At 54.4% G+C, this 18,371-nt stretch carries 16 protein-coding genes and 1 tRNA gene; all 17 read right to left on the bottom strand.

Annotated features, from left to right (window positions below; translation table 11 throughout):
• Window positions 1-348: 348 nt before the first annotated feature.
• Window positions 349-2,118, bottom strand: a complete 1,770-nt coding sequence (locus HMPREF1527_RS00725; RefSeq protein ID WP_016476787.1) for an ABC transporter family substrate-binding protein — start codon at window positions 2,116-2,118, stop codon at window positions 349-351.
• Window positions 2,119-2,376: 258 nt separating this feature from the next.
• Window positions 2,377-2,467: transfer RNA gene (locus HMPREF1527_RS00720), tRNA-Leu, on the bottom strand.
• A 108-nt stretch (window positions 2,468-2,575) separates the two neighbouring features.
• Complete coding sequence (locus tag HMPREF1527_RS00715) at window positions 2,576-4,345, bottom strand: ABC transporter family substrate-binding protein (protein ID WP_016476786.1); 1,770 nt, start codon at window positions 4,343-4,345, stop codon at window positions 2,576-2,578.
• A 162-nt stretch (window positions 4,346-4,507) separates the two neighbouring features.
• Window positions 4,508-4,693 (bottom strand): hypothetical protein, encoded by a 186-nt coding sequence (locus HMPREF1527_RS00710; protein ID WP_016476785.1) that lies wholly within the window; start codon window positions 4,691-4,693, stop codon window positions 4,508-4,510.
• 215 nt (window positions 4,694-4,908) lie between these two features.
• A complete protein-coding gene (secG, locus tag HMPREF1527_RS00705; protein WP_016476784.1) occupies window positions 4,909-5,166 on the bottom strand; it encodes a preprotein translocase subunit SecG in 258 nt (85 codons plus the stop codon).
• A 289-nt stretch (window positions 5,167-5,455) separates the two neighbouring features.
• Window positions 5,456-6,223, bottom strand: coding sequence for a triose-phosphate isomerase (tpiA, locus tag HMPREF1527_RS00700; protein ID WP_016476783.1), 768 nt, complete (start codon window positions 6,221-6,223; stop codon window positions 5,456-5,458).
• The gene (gene pgk / locus HMPREF1527_RS00695) at window positions 6,216-7,406 is read right to left on the bottom strand and encodes a phosphoglycerate kinase (protein WP_016476782.1); all 1,191 of its coding nucleotides are present in this window, start codon (window positions 7,404-7,406) and stop codon (window positions 6,216-6,218) included. Before pgk ends, tpiA begins: the two co-directional genes overlap by 8 nt.
• Window positions 7,407-7,571: 165 nt before the next feature.
• Entirely contained in the window at window positions 7,572-8,597 is a 1,026-nt protein-coding gene (gene gap / locus HMPREF1527_RS00690) for a type I glyceraldehyde-3-phosphate dehydrogenase (protein ID WP_016476781.1), read from the bottom strand.
• 95 nt (window positions 8,598-8,692) lie between these two features.
• Window positions 8,693-9,670, bottom strand: coding sequence for a DNA-binding protein WhiA (gene whiA / locus HMPREF1527_RS00685; protein ID WP_016476780.1), 978 nt, complete (start codon window positions 9,668-9,670; stop codon window positions 8,693-8,695).
• A gap of 89 nt (window positions 9,671-9,759) precedes the next feature.
• Window positions 9,760-10,680, bottom strand: coding sequence for an RNase adapter RapZ (rapZ, locus tag HMPREF1527_RS00680; protein WP_016476779.1), 921 nt, complete (start codon window positions 10,678-10,680; stop codon window positions 9,760-9,762).
• A 53-nt stretch (window positions 10,681-10,733) separates the two neighbouring features.
• Window positions 10,734-11,423 (bottom strand): N-acetylmannosamine-6-phosphate 2-epimerase, encoded by a 690-nt coding sequence (locus HMPREF1527_RS00675; RefSeq protein WP_016476778.1) that lies wholly within the window; start codon window positions 11,421-11,423, stop codon window positions 10,734-10,736.
• Window positions 11,414-12,412, bottom strand: coding sequence for an ROK family protein (locus HMPREF1527_RS00670; protein WP_016476777.1), 999 nt, complete (start codon window positions 12,410-12,412; stop codon window positions 11,414-11,416). The genes HMPREF1527_RS00675 and HMPREF1527_RS00670 overlap by 10 nt, the downstream gene beginning before the upstream one ends.
• Window positions 12,413-12,441: 29 nt before the next feature.
• Window positions 12,442-13,365, bottom strand: coding sequence for a dihydrodipicolinate synthase family protein (locus HMPREF1527_RS00665; protein WP_016476776.1), 924 nt, complete (start codon window positions 13,363-13,365; stop codon window positions 12,442-12,444).
• Between the two features lie 41 nt (window positions 13,366-13,406).
• The gene (locus HMPREF1527_RS00660; protein WP_016476775.1) at window positions 13,407-14,447 is read right to left on the bottom strand and encodes an acetylxylan esterase; all 1,041 of its coding nucleotides are present in this window, start codon (window positions 14,445-14,447) and stop codon (window positions 13,407-13,409) included.
• Complete coding sequence (locus HMPREF1527_RS00655; protein ID WP_016476774.1) at window positions 14,444-15,445, bottom strand: alpha/beta fold hydrolase; 1,002 nt, start codon at window positions 15,443-15,445, stop codon at window positions 14,444-14,446. The genes HMPREF1527_RS00660 and HMPREF1527_RS00655 overlap by 4 nt, the downstream gene beginning before the upstream one ends.
• Before the next feature lie 68 nt (window positions 15,446-15,513).
• Window positions 15,514-16,326 (bottom strand): ABC transporter ATP-binding protein, encoded by an 813-nt coding sequence (locus HMPREF1527_RS00650; RefSeq protein WP_016476773.1) that lies wholly within the window; start codon window positions 16,324-16,326, stop codon window positions 15,514-15,516.
• On the bottom strand, window positions 16,327-18,369 hold the full coding sequence (locus HMPREF1527_RS00645; protein WP_016476772.1) for a dipeptide/oligopeptide/nickel ABC transporter permease/ATP-binding protein: 2,043 nt from the start codon (window positions 18,367-18,369) through the stop codon (window positions 16,327-16,329).
• Window positions 18,370-18,371: the final 2 nt, after the last annotated feature.

The raw sequence follows: 18,371 nt of genomic DNA, 5'->3' as shown, positions 1-18,371 counted from the left end.
CGATGTGAACAGCTAAACACGCGCGGTCACTATGTAAAATCGGCAAATGAGCGACTGTCCCATAATTATGGGACATCATAGAAAAGCTGAAATAGTAAGAAAAACTGAGCTGACATGAAAATGGAATGGCCGCAAACTGGGCTGACATGAGGAGCTTATAGGGCATGGAGGGCTCATAAGGCATGAAAAAGCGGACCCCGAAGAGTCCGCTTTAGCGTGCTGTAAAACAAGGAGGCTAGGTACTGAAGCCTGCTGAAGACGGTTGAGGGCGTTTACAGCTAGCGGTCGGCGAAGTCGACTGAAGCCAACCGAGCCCGGTGGAGGACCACCGAAGCCACTTCTCGCCGTCTATTTCTCCCAGCCGATATCTTCGGTGCGGATGTCAAGATACAGGTTAGGTCCGATATTCGCAATGCCCTTCTTGACAACAATGACCTCAGGTCCGGAGTAGACGGGTAGGTAACCGTAAGAGGCCATGCTCTTCTTCTCGGCATCATTACTCGCCTTGACCTGCTCGGCGTGGTCAGCGATAGAGGGAACCTTGGCGAAATCGGCGTCAATCTCCGCGCTTCCGCACTTGGCAAAGTTGGACTCAGACGTAGACCCGTAGAGCTGTCCGCCATTCCAGATAGAAGTCGCAGTACCGCTCCACCCGAACATGCAGGTGTCCCAGTCACCGGAAACCAACACTTTAGAAAACTCGGAAGACGGGTGATTGTCAATGGTGACCTCAATACCCGCGTCCTTAGCCATCTTCTGAACTGCGGCTGCGCGGTTCTTGGTGGTAGCCGAATCTCCGAACGTCGTGAAAGCGAAGGTGACCTTGGTGTCGTCCTTAGCATAGATGCCGTCAGAGCCAAGCGCATAGCCTGCAGCTTCAAGGGTCTTCTTGGCAGCGGCGACATGGGCGGCGCTGTCAGTAAGGTCTTTGACATCGGAGGGCAGGTTGTTTTCATAACCATCGGACCACGTCTGAAGGAGCAACGAGCCCGGAGCCTCTTCTTGCCAGTTAACACCCTGGAAGATAATGGAGACAATGACCGCGGGGTCGATGGACTGGCAGAAAGCCTTACGAACATTGATGTCGGTAAGGGCACCGCGCGTGGCGTTAATCTCAATGTTGTAGACCGACTTGCCGTAAGCACGGCGTATCTGCGCGTCTTCCATGCTGTTGAAGTTGGAGAGCATCTCGGCAGAGCCAGACTGAGTCACACCGGTCGTATCAATCTCGCCGTTCTTGAAGGCGTTGAAGAGCGCCTGCGACTCCATCTGCTTGAAGACGATGGTATCGAGCTTAGGAGCGTCTCCCCACCAGTTAGGATTGGGCTTGAGGGTCACCTGAGTGTCGCTGAAGGAGTCGATGGTAAACGGGCCAGCACCCCAATCCACATGCGGCTCATTAGCCCAGCCATTATTGAAGGTGTCGGGATCGGCTGCCGATGGGTGCAGTGCAGTGCCAAAAAGCGCCTCGGCGGGATAGACCGGTTCCGTCATGGTAACAACGGCGATTTTGTCAGTCGCGCCCTTGGCAACGCTTTCAATCTTGTCGTAACCATCGGTCGCAGAGGGAGTGTACGCTTCGTCTTTACCACTCATAACGGTATAAACGGCGTTAAACGCCTGCCAGTCTATTGGAGTGCCGTCATTAAAGACGGCCTTCTCGGCATACTCAACCGTAATGACCTGTTTACCGCTACTCTCATCCACCTTGATGGACTTAATGAAGTCGGGATTGGGCTCAATCTTAGAGCCCGTAGCGTCACCCAAAACGCAAAGAGCAGGCATGTAGTAATTCCAGAGCTCGTGCATGTAGAGCGTATTGCCAGCTACATTGAGGTAATTCCAGTCCGGTCCAATCTCGATAATGGGAAGGGTGAGCGTGCCGCCATCCTTAATCTCATCGCGCGTCTTGGCGTTGATGTAGACCTTGCCTTTCTCGGGGATAGGAAGCTTATCAAGGGCTGTGGTAGCCGGACTTCCTTCCGGTGGCTCAACATCGCCGGACGCTTTATTGCCATCGTTGGCCGCGCCGTTGTTGCACCCAGCAAGGCCAAGCCCTGCAGCCGCAGCACCGGAAAGCGTCAAAAACGAACGGCGGGAAAGATTACTGTAAGCCATAAGATCACCCATTCCATTACGAGACGAACAGTTGATTTGCTCACTGTAACAAATCAAAAAATGGGTCTTTAGCCGGAAACATGTTGTTTAATATGTGGAAACAGATTGTTTAACATTTGGAAACGAGCTGTTTACAAAGGAAAGACGCTGCAGAATATTGAAGGGCGCTGCGGGGCACTGCAGGATACACGCCCGCTTAGATGATTACGTCACATTCAGACAAAAAGCGGACCTCCGAAGAGGTCCGCCGCATTTCCATGGTGTCGGAGGCGGGACTTGAACCCGCACGACCGTTTAGTAAGTCACTAGCACCTCAAGCTAGCGCGTCTGCCAATTCCGCCACTCCGACATGCCTTGCAGCGAGGGATATACTAACACATTCCACTGCGCTGCACGCGAGAAAATCAAGAAAGTTTTTCTCAGCAAAACCCTTCACGAAATTCCAGCGCAATAGCAGTTAGTCCTTTTGCCAACCAAGGTTGGTAACAGCCGGATCCTCAAAGAGCGCAGGACCGTAGTTTGCCAGACCCTTCTTGACAACAGAGCAGTCAGGACCGGTGAACAGAGGCAGATAGGCGTACGTCTCCATCAGCTTCTTCTCGGTAGCGTTGCACTGCTTGAATTGCTCGGCCTTGTCTTTGATAGAAGGAACCTTCGCAAACTCGGCATCGGTCTCAGCGGTACCCTGCTTACCAAAGTTGGAAGAGGACTCAGAACCATAGAGCTGGACACCATTCCAAATGGAGGTTGTGGTGCCGTTCCAGCCAAAGAGACAGGTGTCCCATGCGCCAGAGCTCAAAATCTTAGAGAACTCAGAAGAGGCGTGGTTGTCAATGTCAACCTGGATACCGGCGTCTTTTGCCATCTTCTGAATAGCAGCGGAACGGTTCTTAACGGTTGTGGAGTCACCAAAGGTGGTAAAGGAGAAGCTTGCCTTGGTATCGCCCTTTGCATAGATACCATCAGAGCCCGCAGTATAGCCTGCATCTTCAAGCGTCTTCTTTGCAGCTGCGGTACGAGCGGAAGCGTCTTTAAGATTCTTCAGATCATCGGGACGATTGTCCTCATAGCCGTCTGCCCAATAAGGGATAAGCATAGAGCCCGGAGCATCCTCGGACCAGTTGACACCCTGGAAGACGATAGAAACAATAGTCGCAGGGTCAACTGCCTGGCAGAACGCCTTACGGACCGCAAGATCCTGAAGCGCTCCACGCGTAGAATTGATCTCAATAACCGCAATAGAAGTAGAAAGACCACGGCGAATCTGAGCGTCATCCATGCTGTTAAAGTTGGAAAGCATCTCAGCGGTACCGGAAAGGCCCGTACCAACAGAGTCAATCTCGCCGTTTTTGAACGCATTGAAGGTAGCCTGAGCTTCCATCTGCTTATATGTTACCGTCGTGGATTTAGGAGCATCTCCCCACCACTTAGGATTGGGCTTGAATGTGGCGTGAGTGTCATCAAACGAATCAACGATGTAAGGACCAGCGCCATATTCAACATGCGGATTATTCAAGAATCCGCTGTTAAACGTATCAACGTCAACGATATCCGGGTGAAGTACCATGCTTACGATAGCTTCATACGGATAAACCGGCTCTCTCATAGTAACGACTGCGGTCTTGGCGGTATCACCCTGAGCAACCGTTTCAATCTTATCCCAGCCGTCAGTAGCGGCAACCTGATAGTCCTCACTCTGACCAGAGAGACACTTCCATACAGTCTCAAACGCTTTCCAGTCGATATCAGTGCCGTCGTTGAACTTAGCCTGATCGGCATACACAACGGTAATAATCTGCTTACCTGAAGACTCATCGGAAGAAAGTGATTTGATGTAGTCGGCTTTAGGAGTGTACGTAGAGCCAGTCGCATCGGCACTAACCAGATTAATAGGCATATACAAAGACCACATCCAGTTCATGTAGGTTGTATTACCTTCAAGACTTGAATAGTTCCAGTTAGGGCCGACTTCGTTGATAGCAAGCGTTACCGTACCGTCGTCTTTGACTTCGTCGCGCTTCTTAGGGTTGTTGTAGGTCTTACCCTTCTCAGGAAGCGGAAGCTTGTCGAGAGCGGTCGTTGCCGGAGAGCCGTCCTGTGGCTCAACTCCCGTATCGCCGGAGCCTCCCTGAGTTCCGTTGCCACCACCGCAGGCGGTAAGTCCAAGACCTGCTGCAGCAAGACCAGAAACCTCAAAGAAAGATCGACGGGTCAGACTGTTAGCCATAAAATCACCTATTCCGTTTATTGGCCTACAAATATTCATATGAATATACGCCCTTTTTAATTACTTGTGCAAGAAGAAACAATTACGTAACAACCGCAACATAATAAACACAACGTAACAAGGCACTGTGACAGCGCGCGGCTTTTGGCATCGCTTGGAAAGTCACTTCTCGCCGTTTTGCTTGATGCCCTTCGAATTCCCTGCCGCTTCTATGCCGCTTCCGCGCCGCTCCTGCGCCGCTTCCCTACCATTTCCAAAAAAGTGCCACAGTTGTGATAAAAAGATTTCACAACTCATGACATTTTTAGGGGATTTATCACAACTGATGCCTTTTTTAGGAGTTTTCATATCACAACTCATGCACTTTTTTGGAAACTGGGAGCCCCGGAAGTTTGAAACCGTAGGAAAAACTGCCTGGATTTCTCGATGACCCTTCTTGCTTCTCGCTTCTCGCTTTTCCAGTTGTTCTCGTTTCTCGGAAATGCATTAACAGGCATAAAAAACCGGCGCTCAAAACACAAGCGCCGGCTCGCCAATCCATAACAATACGCAGGACAAATACGCTAATTAATACCCATAGTCCCCAAGGGGAAGGTAAGCGCCATGATAACGATGCAAATAATAAAAATTGCAGTGGTGATAACAGTCAGACGGTCAAGATTTTTTTCAAGAATGCCGGTGCCCGCATTGGAATTGTACATGGACGCGGCAATCATGTCCGAGATGCCCGTTCCCTTGCCTGAGTGCGCCAGCACCAGAAAAACGGTCAGAATGCCGGAAATGAAAAGCAGCACAAGCAAAATAGTATTCAGTACGCCCACGAAAAGTCTCCTTTTGATGCTTACATTTTTGCCGCGCAGGCCGGTCGGCGAGAAGCTCGTACATCGGCAAGCGCAAACTGACGTAATAGAATAACACATGCCGTGCCCTTTTGAGACACGACATGTGTGTATTTACGCAAAATGCGTATGTCCACGCTTCAGTGCGTAGCACCTTAGGCTCGCAGCGCATAGCGCCTTAAGCTCGTGGCGCATAACGGCCTCAGACTCGCAGCGCATAACAACCTTCAGCGCATAGCGCCTTAAGCCCAGTGCCTACGCCGTCCCGTCCTTAGTTCATGGCGCTCTTTACCATAGCGGCAAAGGAATCGGTCTTGAGCGACGCGCCGCCCACCAAAGCGCCGTCGACGTCCTCCTTCTCAAGGAAGCCGTTGATGTTCTCGGGCTTTGCCGAGCCGCCGTACAGAATACGGATGCTCTGTGCCGTCTCAGCGCCAAAGATCTCGACGAGCGTCTTGCGGATAGCACCGCAGACTTCCTGCGCGTCATCAGCCGTAGCGGTCTTGCCGGTGCCGATAGCCCAAATAGGCTCATATGCGATAACATACTTGGACGGGTCAGTAATTGTAAGACCTGCGGTATCAGCCTTGATCTGCTCGACGACAAACGCAACGTGACCACCGGCTTCACGAACCTCCAAAGGCTCGCCACAGCAGGAAATGGGCGTAATGCCGTGAGCCATCAACGCCTTGGCCTTGCGATTGACGTCCTCGTCGGTCTCACCAAAGTAGCCGCGACGCTCAGAGTGACCAATGATGCAGTAGGTTGCGCCAACAGATTCGAGCATCGCCGGAGCAAGCTCGCCGGTATACGCGCCCGACTCTTCCCAATACACGTTCTGCGCGGAAAGAGCCACAGAAGAACCGGCCTGATTGAGCACCTCCGAAACGCCCTTGAGGTCGACCGCGGGAGGAGCAATGACAACGTCAACGGCGCCGGTCCCTCCTGCAAGCTCGTCGACAATGCCCTGAGCAAGGACAACGCCCTCGGAGAACGTCTTGTTCATCTTCCAATTGCCGGCAATCATACGGTTACGCATCGAGAAGCGCCTCCACTCCAGGAAGAGCCTTGCCTTCAACGAGCTCCATAGAGGCGCCACCGCCCGTGGAAATCCAGCTCATCTTATCGGCAAGACCAAACTTATTGATAGCGGCAACAGAATCGCCACCGCCGATGATGGACGTACAATCAGAATCCGCGATAGCACGAGCAACCGCTTCAGTTCCTTTTGCAAACTGATCAAACTCGAAAACGCCCATCGGACCGTTCCAGAAAACGGTTTTCGCGCCCTCGATGGCATCGGTATACAGCTGCACGGTCTTAGGACCGATGTCCATACCCATGCGGTCAGCGGGAATGTTGTCAGAATTGACAGCCTCCCCTTGCGCGTCCTCGCCAAAGTGGTCAGCCACAATGTTGTCAACGGGGAGCAAAATCTTACAGCCCTTAGCCTCTGCTTTTTCAAGCATCTTCTTTGCCGGCTCAACCCAGTCGGGCTCCTGAAGAGAAGTTCCCACGGTATAGCCCTTAGCGAGGAAGAAAGTGTACGCCATGCCGCCGCCGATAATGAGCGTATCGGCAGAGTCAATCAGGTGATCGAGAACGCCAATCTTGGAAGAAACCTTAGAGCCGCCGACAATGGCGACGAAAGGACGGGCGGGATCCGCGAAGATAGAGGTCAGTGTATCTACCTCTTTTTCAAGCAGGAAGCCGGCGTAAGCAGGCAGGTACGCGGCAGGTCCAACCACAGAGCCCTGCGCGCGGTGAGCGGTACCGAAGGCGTCGAGGACAAAGATGTCGCCATAGGAGGCAAGAATCTTTGCGATCTCCGGGTCATTTTTCTTCTCGCGCTTGTCAAAGCGGACGTTCTCAAGAACGAGAACCTGGCCATTCTCAAGGGAATCAACGGCTTCTTTGGCCTTCTCGCCATAGGTATCTTCCACAAACAGAACGGGCTTGCCCAAAAGCTCGGAGAGCTTCTCGGCGGCAGGACGCAGTGAAAGCTCGGGCTGGAAGCCGGTACCGTCAGGGCGTCCGAGGTGGCTCATCAAAATAACCTTGGCGTTGTGATCAAGCAGATACTGAATAGTAGGCAGGGCTGCACGGACACGGGTGTCATCGGTCACGACGCCGTCCTTCAAAGGCACGTTGAAATCAACGCGCATCAGGACACGCTTACCGTCGACATCGGCGTCACGAACGGTCTTCTTTGTGAAAGCCATGTCAATCCTCTTTCTCTCAAAACTTTTTGGACTCCGGCACGTCTTATCTCGCGAGAAGCGCCCGCGGTCCATTATTCACAGACAAACAGTTCTAAACAGTTCTAATAAAAAGGCGCAGTCGCGGCAGATGCTGCGACCGCGCCAAGGCGTCACATATGCGTGCGCTTACGCAACGAACTTCTCGAAGTACTTGATGGTACGGACCATCTGAGAAGTGTAGGAGTTCTCGTTGTCGTACCAAGAGGTAACCTGAACGAGAGTCTGGCCGTTGCCAAGATCGTTGCACATGGTCTGCGTAGCGTCAAAGATGGAACCATGGGTCTCGCCGACGATATCGCGAGAAACGATCTGGTCCTCGTTGTAGCCGAACGTCTCAGGAATGGTCTGGGCATACGCCTTCATAGCAGCGTTGACCTCATCAGCGGTGACCTTCTTGTCAACAACGGCATAGAGGTTGGTAAGGGAGCCGGTAGGCGTAGGAACGCGCTGAGCGGCGCCAATAAGCTTGCCGTTGAGCTCAGGAAGAACAAGGCCGATTGCCTTGGCGGCACCGGTGGAGTTGGGAACGATGTTCTCAGCGCCCGCACGAGAGCGGCGGAAATTGCCCTTGCGCTGCGGACCGTCCAAAATCATCTGATCGCCCGTGTACGCGTGGATGGTAGTCATGATGCCGGAAACGATGTGGGCAAAATCATTGAGGCCCTTTGCCATAGGAGCAAGGCAGTTGGTGGTGCAGGAAGCCGCGGAGATGATGTTGTCATCTGCGGTCAGGGTCTCATGGTTGACGTTGTATACGATGGTTGGCAAATCATTGCCCGCAGGAGCGGAGATGACGACCTTCTTGGCGCCAGCGTTGATGTGGGCCTGTGCCTTCTCTTTGGAAGTGTAGAAGCCGGTGCACTCAAGTACGACGTCAACGTTGAGATTGCCCCAAGGAAGATTGTTTGCGTCCGCCTCCTTGTAGATGATAATCTCATGGCCGTCAACAACAATGGAGTGGTCGGTGGACTCAACCTTGTGGTCGCGAGCGTAATTGCCCTGAGTGGAGTCATACTTCAGAAGGTAGGCAAGCATCTCAGGGGATGTAAGATCGTTGATAGCAACAATCTCGGAACCCTCATGGCCGAACATCTGCCTGAAAGCAAGACGACCAATGCGGCCAAAGCCGTTAATAGCAACCTTTACTGCCATATGTAATGCTCCTTTCGATGACGTCAGGGCTTCTCCCCAACGACCATACAACATTTACACCATACACCGTTTATATTACCGCACTCGCCGAAAAGTTAAACGGAGTTATTGAAATTTTCTGCGTCTTCAACAATTTTTTCCAAGCGCAGCAGCCGGTGGTACATGGCTGATTTTGAGACAGGTGGCACAAAAGAGTCACCTAACGCTGCAAGAGACAGTTCGGGGCTTTCACGGCGAGCGCGGCAAAACTCCTGAAGCGCAGGGGGAAGGTTCTCGATACCCACGATTTTCTCGACACGCTCAATCAGACGAAGCTGAGAGGCGGCCGCGTCGGAGGAGCGCTTTTGATTTGCCACTTCAGCGTTGACGCCGCGATTAACATTGTTGCGCACGAGCTTCATCTGACGCGCCGCGAACACCACCTTTGCCATGTTTTCGGCGCCGATGAGGCGTAAAAAAGCGATAATGTCGTCGGAACTCTTCAGGTACACCGCATACAGTTCTTTCGTCCGATCCAGTCGCTGTACATGGCGGTTGCGGTGATTGAGTCGTGCGGTAATGCCTGCGGTAGCGATAAGTGCCACAAGGTCGCGAGCAAAACGCTCGCCTGTCACCGCAATCTCTAAATGAAAATCTTTGCGCGGGTCGGCAACGAAACCTCCCGCCATAAAAGCGCCCCGTACAAATGCTGCCCGAGCCTGCTTGGTATACAAAAGCTGGCGCGGAATTCCCTGTTGAATACCTGTTTCGGGCGTCAAAATGCCAAGAGCCACCAGAGCGTCTCCGAGCGCCTGCTGATTGGAAATCTCCAATAGATAGTTGCGTTTTTTATGCATGATAGAGCGTCGATACTCAATCGACGTGCCCAAACCAAAGAGCTGACGCGCAAGCGCTACCACAGTGCGGGCAACAGTACCTGTCTCAGTTACGATGCGCACGGTATAGTTGCGAGCTCCATGAAAGGACAGCGTGCCCGTAACGCGCATGAGCGCTGAAAGCTGCGCGAGATCAGCTTCCTGTGACGAGGAAGGCACACGCGAAAGTTCGTTTTTCACCTCAGCGGTAAATGACATAGACCCTCTTTATCGCTCCCCTTTTGCTGCTTTACCAACGTGCGAGCGCAATCGCGCACACGTTGTCGCTGCCGCACGCGCGCTATCCGCTATCCATCTGTTCGCGTATTGGCGCGTGCAAGATCACGATGTGAAAGTGTAGCACGGTACCCCGCCTGCAGAAGATGCTCGGCGGTCGCCTTTGCGATAGCCACACTCCGGTGCTGACCTCCCGTGCAACCAACGGCGATAGAGAGGTGCGACTTCCCTTCAGCGACATAGCCCGGCATAATTACGTCTAAAAGTTCAAACCACGATTTCAAGAATTTCTTGGCCGTCGGATTATCGAGCACATAGGCGGCAACGCGCTTGTCAAGCCCCGTCATCACACGCATTTCCGGATCGTAAAACGGATTGGGTAAGAAGCGCACGTCAATCATAAGATCCGCTTCAACGGGCATGCCATGCTTAAAGCCGAACGAGAAAACGCTTACTTCAAGAAGCTGCTGGTCGGAAAGTTTCGAAAAGATACGGCGCAGACGATTACGAAGCGTTGTCGTGCGCATGGTAGACGTATCAATCACCACATCGGCCGCTTCACGCACCGCTGCAAGCTGCTTGCGCTCACGCCTGATGGCTTTTTCCAGTGTTTCTCCCCGGTGCGCCACCGGATGCCGGCGACGGTTCTCGTCATAGCGGCGCATGATGACCTCGTCGGTCGAGTCGAGAAAGACCATGCTGTAGGTCAGCTCATGATCAGCAAGCGAATGCAGGACCTCAAGCATGTCGTCAAAGAGACCCTGTGAGCGTAAATCACAGGTAACGGCCAGATGTCGCCCGATGCTTGAATTGATTCCCACCACATGAGCAAGCTGCAGGATGAGCGCCGGCGGCAGGTTATCGATGCAGTAATAGCCCATGTCTTCAAAGACATGCAGCGCCTGCGTACGCCCGGACCCCGACATGCCGGTAATAATCACGATGTCGGGCACGGAAACCTTCCCCGCTGAGACAGGCTTGTCTTGGCTCATGAGTCACTCCCTCTTTGAAAAGGTTGACGGCGAGAAGTACTTCTCGCCAACGCCTACGCTTCAATCGCCGCCTTGAACCACGAAGTAATTGAGGTTGGATGTGTGATGCCTGTACCGGAAACGACCGCCCACGCGCCGGCGTCAATGGCAGCCTTCGCATCCACGGGTGTATGCACATGCCCCTCACAAATGATGGCAATGCCGGGGAATTCGGTTGTTGCCTGGCGGAGCAGCGGCAAATCGGGACCGTCATCGAGGGTGGTATCGATTGCCGCCTTGTTATGCGAAAGCGTGGTTGAGACCAAGTCGCAACCGCACGCTACGGCGCGATGTATATCGTCCATAGTCATGCAATCAGCCATGACGAGCGCATCGGTTGCCTCACGGAGCGAGCGAATTGTCTCTGCAAACGTCCTACCGTCAGGACGCGCGCGATCGGTCGCGTCCAGCGCCACCACATCTGCTCCGGCATTGACAACCGCGAGGGCGTGGCGCAGGGTGGGCGTGATGTAAACGCCTTCGTGTCCCTCCTTCCAAAGACCAATGACGGGGATTTCCACCCGCCCTTTAATGGCGGCGATATCAGAAAGCCCCTGGCACCTGATGGCAGCGGCTCCTCCCAGCTCACAAGCGCGCGCCATTTGCGCCATGGTCTCGGGGTGGCGAAGCGGCTCTCCAGGATAAGCCTGCACACTGACTATGAGTTTGCCTTTGAGAGACTGTACAAGCGGATTTAATGACATGTGTTTCTCGTTTCAAAATACGCGGGATCAAAGAGATTTTCGACAGCGCCTATAAGCGGGGCTTCGGCACCCAGCGCTCCTTGTATGATGGGCGTCGTCTTGACCGGAGGCATCGCCTGGCTCTCAAACGCCGCATGCAAAGCGTTGTGCCAATACGGTCCGCACTCCGCCACAGAGCCTGAAAGAATGATGGCTGAAGGGTCAAGCATATTGCACATACTGCCCAAAACCTCCCCCAGCGCCCGTCCGGAGAGCTCCTCCGCCGCTTGGGCGCGTATGTCTCCATTGTTTGCGCGAAAATCAATTTCCGCGCCGTCTATAGGAGAACCGTCATCGCGGCTGTCAATACCTCCCAGCCGTACATATTCGCGGATGATGCCGGGGCCTGCGGCGACAGGTTCAAGGTGTCCTGTAGCTCCGCAAGAACAAGCCACGCCCGCGGCTGCCAAAGCGGCGACGTGTCCTATATGACCGGCTTCGTCATGAGCGCCGAGCATGATGGTGCCGTGGTCTACGAATGCGCCGCCGATACCCGTTCCCACGGCGACCACCAATACGGAAGATACGTCTTTGCCGGCACCATGGCGCGCTTCGCCAAGCGCATGGGCATGCACGTCATTGAGCACCGTGCACGGAAGACCGCACGCTTCGGTGACGGCGCGGGCAAGAGGAGTACCGCCCCAACCGGGCATCAAATTATTGGCGAAGGTAATATCGCCGCTGCGCGGATCCACGACACCTGCCGAAGAAATGCCGACCCCCACGGGCTTCTCGCCGCGCTCTGCCGCACGGGAAAGAGCGCTTTTAACCGACTCAATCACCAGCTCAAGCACATGGGCGCCACCTTGATCCGCCTCCGTGGAAATCTTTGTGACATCGTGCACCCGCGGGACCTCTTTCGCACTCAGATCAACAAGACCGCAGGCAATCTTTGTGCCACCGATATCAACGGCCACAGCAATTTTTCGAGCATCGCATTCGTAAGACACAGCTATCCCTCCCTGAAAGGTCAAAAAGGTTACAGCAGCTCATTTTTAACAAGAACCGCGCGGATCGCCTCGACGTTCTCAGCAGAAAGTGGCTTCACGGGGCGAGGCATCTGCGGCGTGTCAAAAATTCCCATAAGGTGAAGAGCGCACTTGAAGGCGCCAACGCCGGCGCCGTATCCCTGTACGCCCGAAGTAACGTCAAAAATGTGGGATATTTCGTTCAGCCGATCCTGTTCGCGCTTGACCGAGGTCCAATCCTCCCTCTGCGCAGCCTTCCACATACGGACGTAGCCTTCGGGCTCAATGTTGGCAAGACCCGGAACGGAGCCGTCTGCGCCAGACAAAAGCGCGCCATCGACCACAATTTCGTGACCGGTCAGAAGCGCCATAGGATGGCCGTTCTTTTCGTTTTCCTGCACCAGATAACGGAACGATATGTCGTCACCGGACGAATCTTTTACGCCCGCGAGAACCCCTTCCGCGCCCAAGCGCGCAAGCAGCTTCCAGGGAAGCTTCGTATGCACGCACACGGGAATGTCGTAGGCAAACAGGGGCGCACCCAGCTCGGCGTGGATGATGCGGAAGTGTTCTTCCGTCTCGACCTCTCCTTCCAGGGCATAGAATGGCGCTGTTGCCACAAGCGCATCGGCTCCCAGCTCAAGTGCACGATAACCGTGCTCAAGCACGCGCTCAGTTTGCGTATCGATAATGCCCACCAATACCGGAACGCGGCCTGCGACAATACGGACCGCCTCGCGGACAATCTGATCGCGGCGATCATCGGTGGCAAAAACAACTTCCCCTGACGAACCGAGGAAAAACAAACCATCAACGCCGGCGTCAATCATGCGCTCAATGGAGCGCTCCAGTGAAGCTACGTCAAGCTGACGGTCTTCGGTATCCGGAGTAACAACGGGGGGAATGACTCCTCTGAATACAAAATCTGTGGACATGCACCGTATCCTTTCCTGTTGAACGCTGCTTACCCAGACAGTTAAAGTCTACCGCCTGAGCGCGTCAGCAAAAAGTCAATTTGCAAGTTTTCAAAATCGTTGATGCGCTCATGCGCATGTTTGGGATACACCGCTATCCGCTTGCACGTCGCAGGAATGCGATTGTATGCCGCAAACGTTCCTTCAGGTGGAGACGCCTGATCTTCCAGCGAGCACGCCATAAGCGTCGGGCAGGTGACTTTTTCCGCGAAACTAGTCGTGTCGAGAAGACTGAAAGCGGAGATAACCTGCGCGTTCTTCAGCGCTGCCTCAGCGCCAAAGAGCTTCTCCGCCGCGATGTCCACGCTGTCGGCAAAGAAGGGATTTTGCGCCATCATTCCCGCACATTCGGGGCCGAGCAGAGCCGCGATGTCCAAAGCAAGCGTGCCACCAAGTCCTTCTCCCCAGGTCATAAGACAGTCGGCAGCAACATATGGAAGCGATTGCGCCGCACGAGCCACTGCATACGCGTCAGATATCAGCTGAAAGAGTGGGGTCGCACGCGCGAGCTCAGTGATGGCGGCGTCCGTTGCGGCTGCCGCGCTCATCGCGCCTGCCATGTCCATCGCGGCTGGCGCGTCCTCCGCGCCCGCCACGCGCGTTGCGCTTGTACTGAAGCCATATGCCGCCAATTCAGGGGCACTAACCTCGCCTTTCCATGCTTTTTCGAAAAGCGCGTGCGCCTTTGCGGGAAGTTCTCGAGTTTCGGGGGCCACAACGGCAAAGCCCAGAGAAGCGAAGCGCGCCAGGTGTAACCAGCCGCGCGCTTTTCGGCCAAGATCGGTATAGAGCACAACGGTTGGCCTAGGAGTCGCTCCAGCAGGACGCAGCGTATGCACTTTGAGAAAAACGCCGTCAGAAGCGCGGCAGGTGAACTCTTCGCATACGAGGCTCGCAGAGCTCACAGGGGCCTTCTGCACCTCTGTCACCTCCGGCTCATTGAGCGAGCAGGTCTGCGCCCAAAACGCATCAAACACATCTGGCCGTGAAGCGCGCCCGCGATAGTTTTGAAGCATTTCCCTATATGACGAAACGGTCCTCATGAGCGCGCCTCCTCTGCAAGCCAGGAGCGCGCGTCCTGCGCGTCAAAAAAGCCGATGATCCTGTCGTCAAAGGCTTGAATTTCCTCATGCCCATAGCCTTCAAACAACAGATGCCGCTTGGGACATTCCAGCGCGTTATACACCGCAAACTGCGTAGGCAAAGGGCATACCTCGTCATCAAGACCGGATCCAAAAAGCACCGGACAGCGCACAAAACGCGCGAAGTTTGCGCTGTCTACATACGCAAGCTTGCCAAAGATTTCATCTACGCGCTCCCCGCGCGGATCAAACCAATGTGTGTAGTAGCGAATACCCTCGTAGGCCTGCTTGTCGGCGCCCAGCTCCCAAACGGCTCTGAAGTCCGAAAGAAACGGGAAAAGAATGGCTGCACGGTTGACGAGCTCTTGGTTGAGAGCACAGCACGCGATACCCATGCCGCCTCCCTGTGACTGCCCGTTGACAAAAACGCGCTTCAGATCGATACCATCCATAGCACACACAATACGGCAGAGAATCCGAACGTTTTGATAGAGGCGCACGTAGTAGAGATCCTTCGCAGGACCGTCAAGTCCTGCAACAAGATGACCCGCTACGGTTGTTCCTGCATACCCGTCTCCGTCATAGCTCCGCCCGCCCTGTCCGGGATTATCAAGCGCGAGAAGCGCGCAGCCTGCGCCTACAAAAGACGCCTGCTCAAACCAGGAGCGAGAAGCACCTGGATACCCGTGGAACTGCAGTACCAAGGGTACGTTCTTCTCGCCATGCGGATAGAGAAATTTGGCGTAGAGCTTCGCACCTTTCATGCCGTCAAACCAAAGATCGCAAAAGGCGCACGTTTTTGCCTGCGCTACCTCATCAGAAGGCTCAAGCCGCCAGCTCAGCGGCACAGCGTCAGCCTCAGCCATACGAGCTTCCCAGAATTCGCTGAAGTCAGCCGGCATCGGCGTCAGCGCACGGGCGGCGCGCAGCTCCCTATAATCAAGCTTTGAAAGAGACATCCGGGTCCTTATCAATCGTTTGAGATACAAGGAGGGCGCATCCTTTCGGATACGCCCTCGACATGTGATTATTCGCCAAGCTTCGGATGAAGCAGCGAGGGCGCGGCTCCAAGGAGCGTCTTGGTATAGGGGTCTTGAGGGTGTTCAAACACCTGCTTCGCAGAACCGTCCTCCATGATCTGCCCGTGATTCATAACGATAATACGGTCGGACACGTAGCGTACGGTCTGAATATCATGCGAGATGAAAATCATAGAAAGCCCTAGGTCTCGCTTGAGATCGGTAAGCAGGTTCAGGATTTGCGCTCGCACAGAAACGTCAAGCGCCGATGTAGGCTCATCAGCAATGATGGCGGACGGATTGAGCGACATGGCGCGCGCGATGGCTACGCGCTGGCGCTGACCGCCCGAAAGCTGTCCGGGAAGCGCACGAAGCGCCGATTTTGGAAGCCCGACAAGACCCACAAGTTCGTTAATGCGTTTTTCCCGCTCGTCAGGCGTTCCCACCTTGTGCACCAAAAGCGGATCGAGGAGCTGGTCGCGCACGATCATCCGAGGATTTAAGGCTGTAGCGGGATCTTGAAAGACCACCGAAACTACACGCCCAATCTGTTTGCGCAGCTCAGGCGTGCGCTTGGTAACATCGTGCCCCTTGAAAAAGACTTTACCTGACGTTGGCGACTGAAGTCCGCACATCACGTTAGCCGTAGTGGACTTGCCGCATCCCGACTCGCCGACAATGCCGATGGTTTCGCCGGGCATCAGTTTAATTGTCACGTGCTGAACCGCGTGGACCTTATGAGGATGAAAAACGGAGCCGGTACGCGTCTTAAACGTCACGGAAATATCATCGAGGAAGATGATGGGCTGCTGTTCGCTCACTTACTCCACCTCCTTTTTCTGTACACGCTCAAGATACGGCACAAGTCCATGCTCTTTCAGATACTCGTCGGGCAACTCCGAGAAGCTATGGTGGCGCCCGGGAATCTGCTTGAGCAGCGGATGAACCTCAAGACCAAGTTCCGGATGGCTTGAGCGAGGCGCGAAGCGGTCTCCTCTTGGAAAATCCTCGGGAGAGGGCACCGAGCCCGGAACCTGATGAAGACGCGTTCCATCCTGAGCGCCTTCCTCGATGGAAAGGACGGAGCCTAAAAGGCCGCGGGTATATTCGTGCACCGGATTGGTCAAAAGCTCCGTTGTCGGCGCCTGCTCAATTACCTGCCCGGCGTACATAACGGTAATCTCAGAAGCTACCTCCGCCACAAGCGCAAGGTCATGACTTACAAAGATCATGGCAAAACCAAGACGGTCCTGCAAATCATTGAGGAGCTTGATGACCTGCTTTTGAACGGTCACGTCAAGCGCGGTTGTAGGTTCATCGCAGATGACCAGCGATGGATCACGCGTCAGAGCCATAGCGATAAGCACACGCTGACGCTGACCGCCAGAAAGCTCATGGGGATAGGATTCCAAGGTGCGCTTAGGGTCAAGACCTACCAGCTCAAGAAGCTCTTCGGCCGAGCGTGTACCGCCTCGGCTTGTCAGCTGTTTCATCTGAGAAGCGATAAGCATCGAGGGGTTGAGCGAGGACAGAGCGTCCTGATACACCATGGCAAGCTCATGGCCAAGCAGCCTGCGGTGTTCATCTTTGGATATCGCTACAAGATCCTGGCCTTTATAGAGCACCTCGCCAGTAATAGTTTCTTTCGGATCCGTAAGACCCATAATTACTTTTGTGGTAATTGACTTGCCGCAGCCCGACTCACCCACCAGCGCCATACACTGACCGGGGCGGACGTCAAAGCTCACGCCGTCAACAACCTTTACCTCGCCGTGTGACTCAAAGCTGATGGAAAGATCCTTAACTTGCAGAATCGGGTCAACCGTGAAGTTGGGCTTATGCCTGTCTGTTCTCGCTAGCTCGACCACCTTGAGATCAGACAGACGCCGATTTAGGGATTTCTCCTGTTCAGCATAGGCGCGCACGGGGTCTGAAGCGAGAATATCGTCAGCTCGCCGAGACTCCGAGGTATCCGCGTCAACAGGAGCTCCCGGTGCCGCGGCCATGGCATCGGTCAGACCCTCGGAGAGGATGTTGAGCGCCAGGCAGGTCAGCATGATGGCAAGGCCGGGGAAAAACGCCTGCCACCAGCGGCCGGCCAGAACGCCGCCGCGAGCATCAGCCAGGATATTGCCCCATGTGGGAGTGGGCTCTTGAATGCCGGCTCCGATAAAGGTAAGCGACGCCTCAAAGATGATGGCATCTGCTACCAGCGTAACCGTAAAGACCATAATGGGTGCGATGCAGTTCCGAAGCACATGCTTCCACAAAATCCAGGGCGCACGGGCGCCGGAAACGATGGTGGCGCGCACGTAATCCTCGCCATATTCGCTCACGATATTAGCGCGCACGATGCGGGCAATCTGAGGCGTGTACATAAACCCAATCGCGAAAATAATGGACGGAATGCTGTTGCCGAGAATGGAGACGAACACCGCGGCAAGCGCGATGCCCGGAAAGGACATGATGATATCGAGCAGGCGCATAATAACTTCGGAAACCGCTTTTCTCGACACCGCCGCAACGGCGCCGATAATAGATCCGAGCACCAGCGCCATACCGGTAGCGCCAAAGCCGATGACCAACGAATACCGTCCGCCGTACAACATGCGGGACAGGATATCGCGACCCTTATCGTCAGTGCCGAAGAGAAATCCGTTGCCGGGAGCCTGTCGAGCATTAAAGATGTCAAGCGGATTATGAGGCGCGAGCAGTGCGGCAAGCACTGAAGCGAGCACTACAAGTACCAGAATGGCCAGAGCGATTTTCGAGGTGGTCCTCATGTTTTTGAAGCCGCCGAACTTGAGTCCTTTTGCCGCGGCCTCCTCAAGCTTTTCAGTCTGTTTTTTTCGTATCTCAATCATGG

This window comes from Atopobium sp. oral taxon 199 str. F0494 (genome assembly GCF_000411555.1).
Taxonomy (GTDB): domain Bacteria; phylum Actinomycetota; class Coriobacteriia; order Coriobacteriales; family Atopobiaceae; genus Lancefieldella.
Note: the sequence above shows the minus strand (reverse complement) of the source record. Positions and strands in the feature narration are given on the sequence as shown.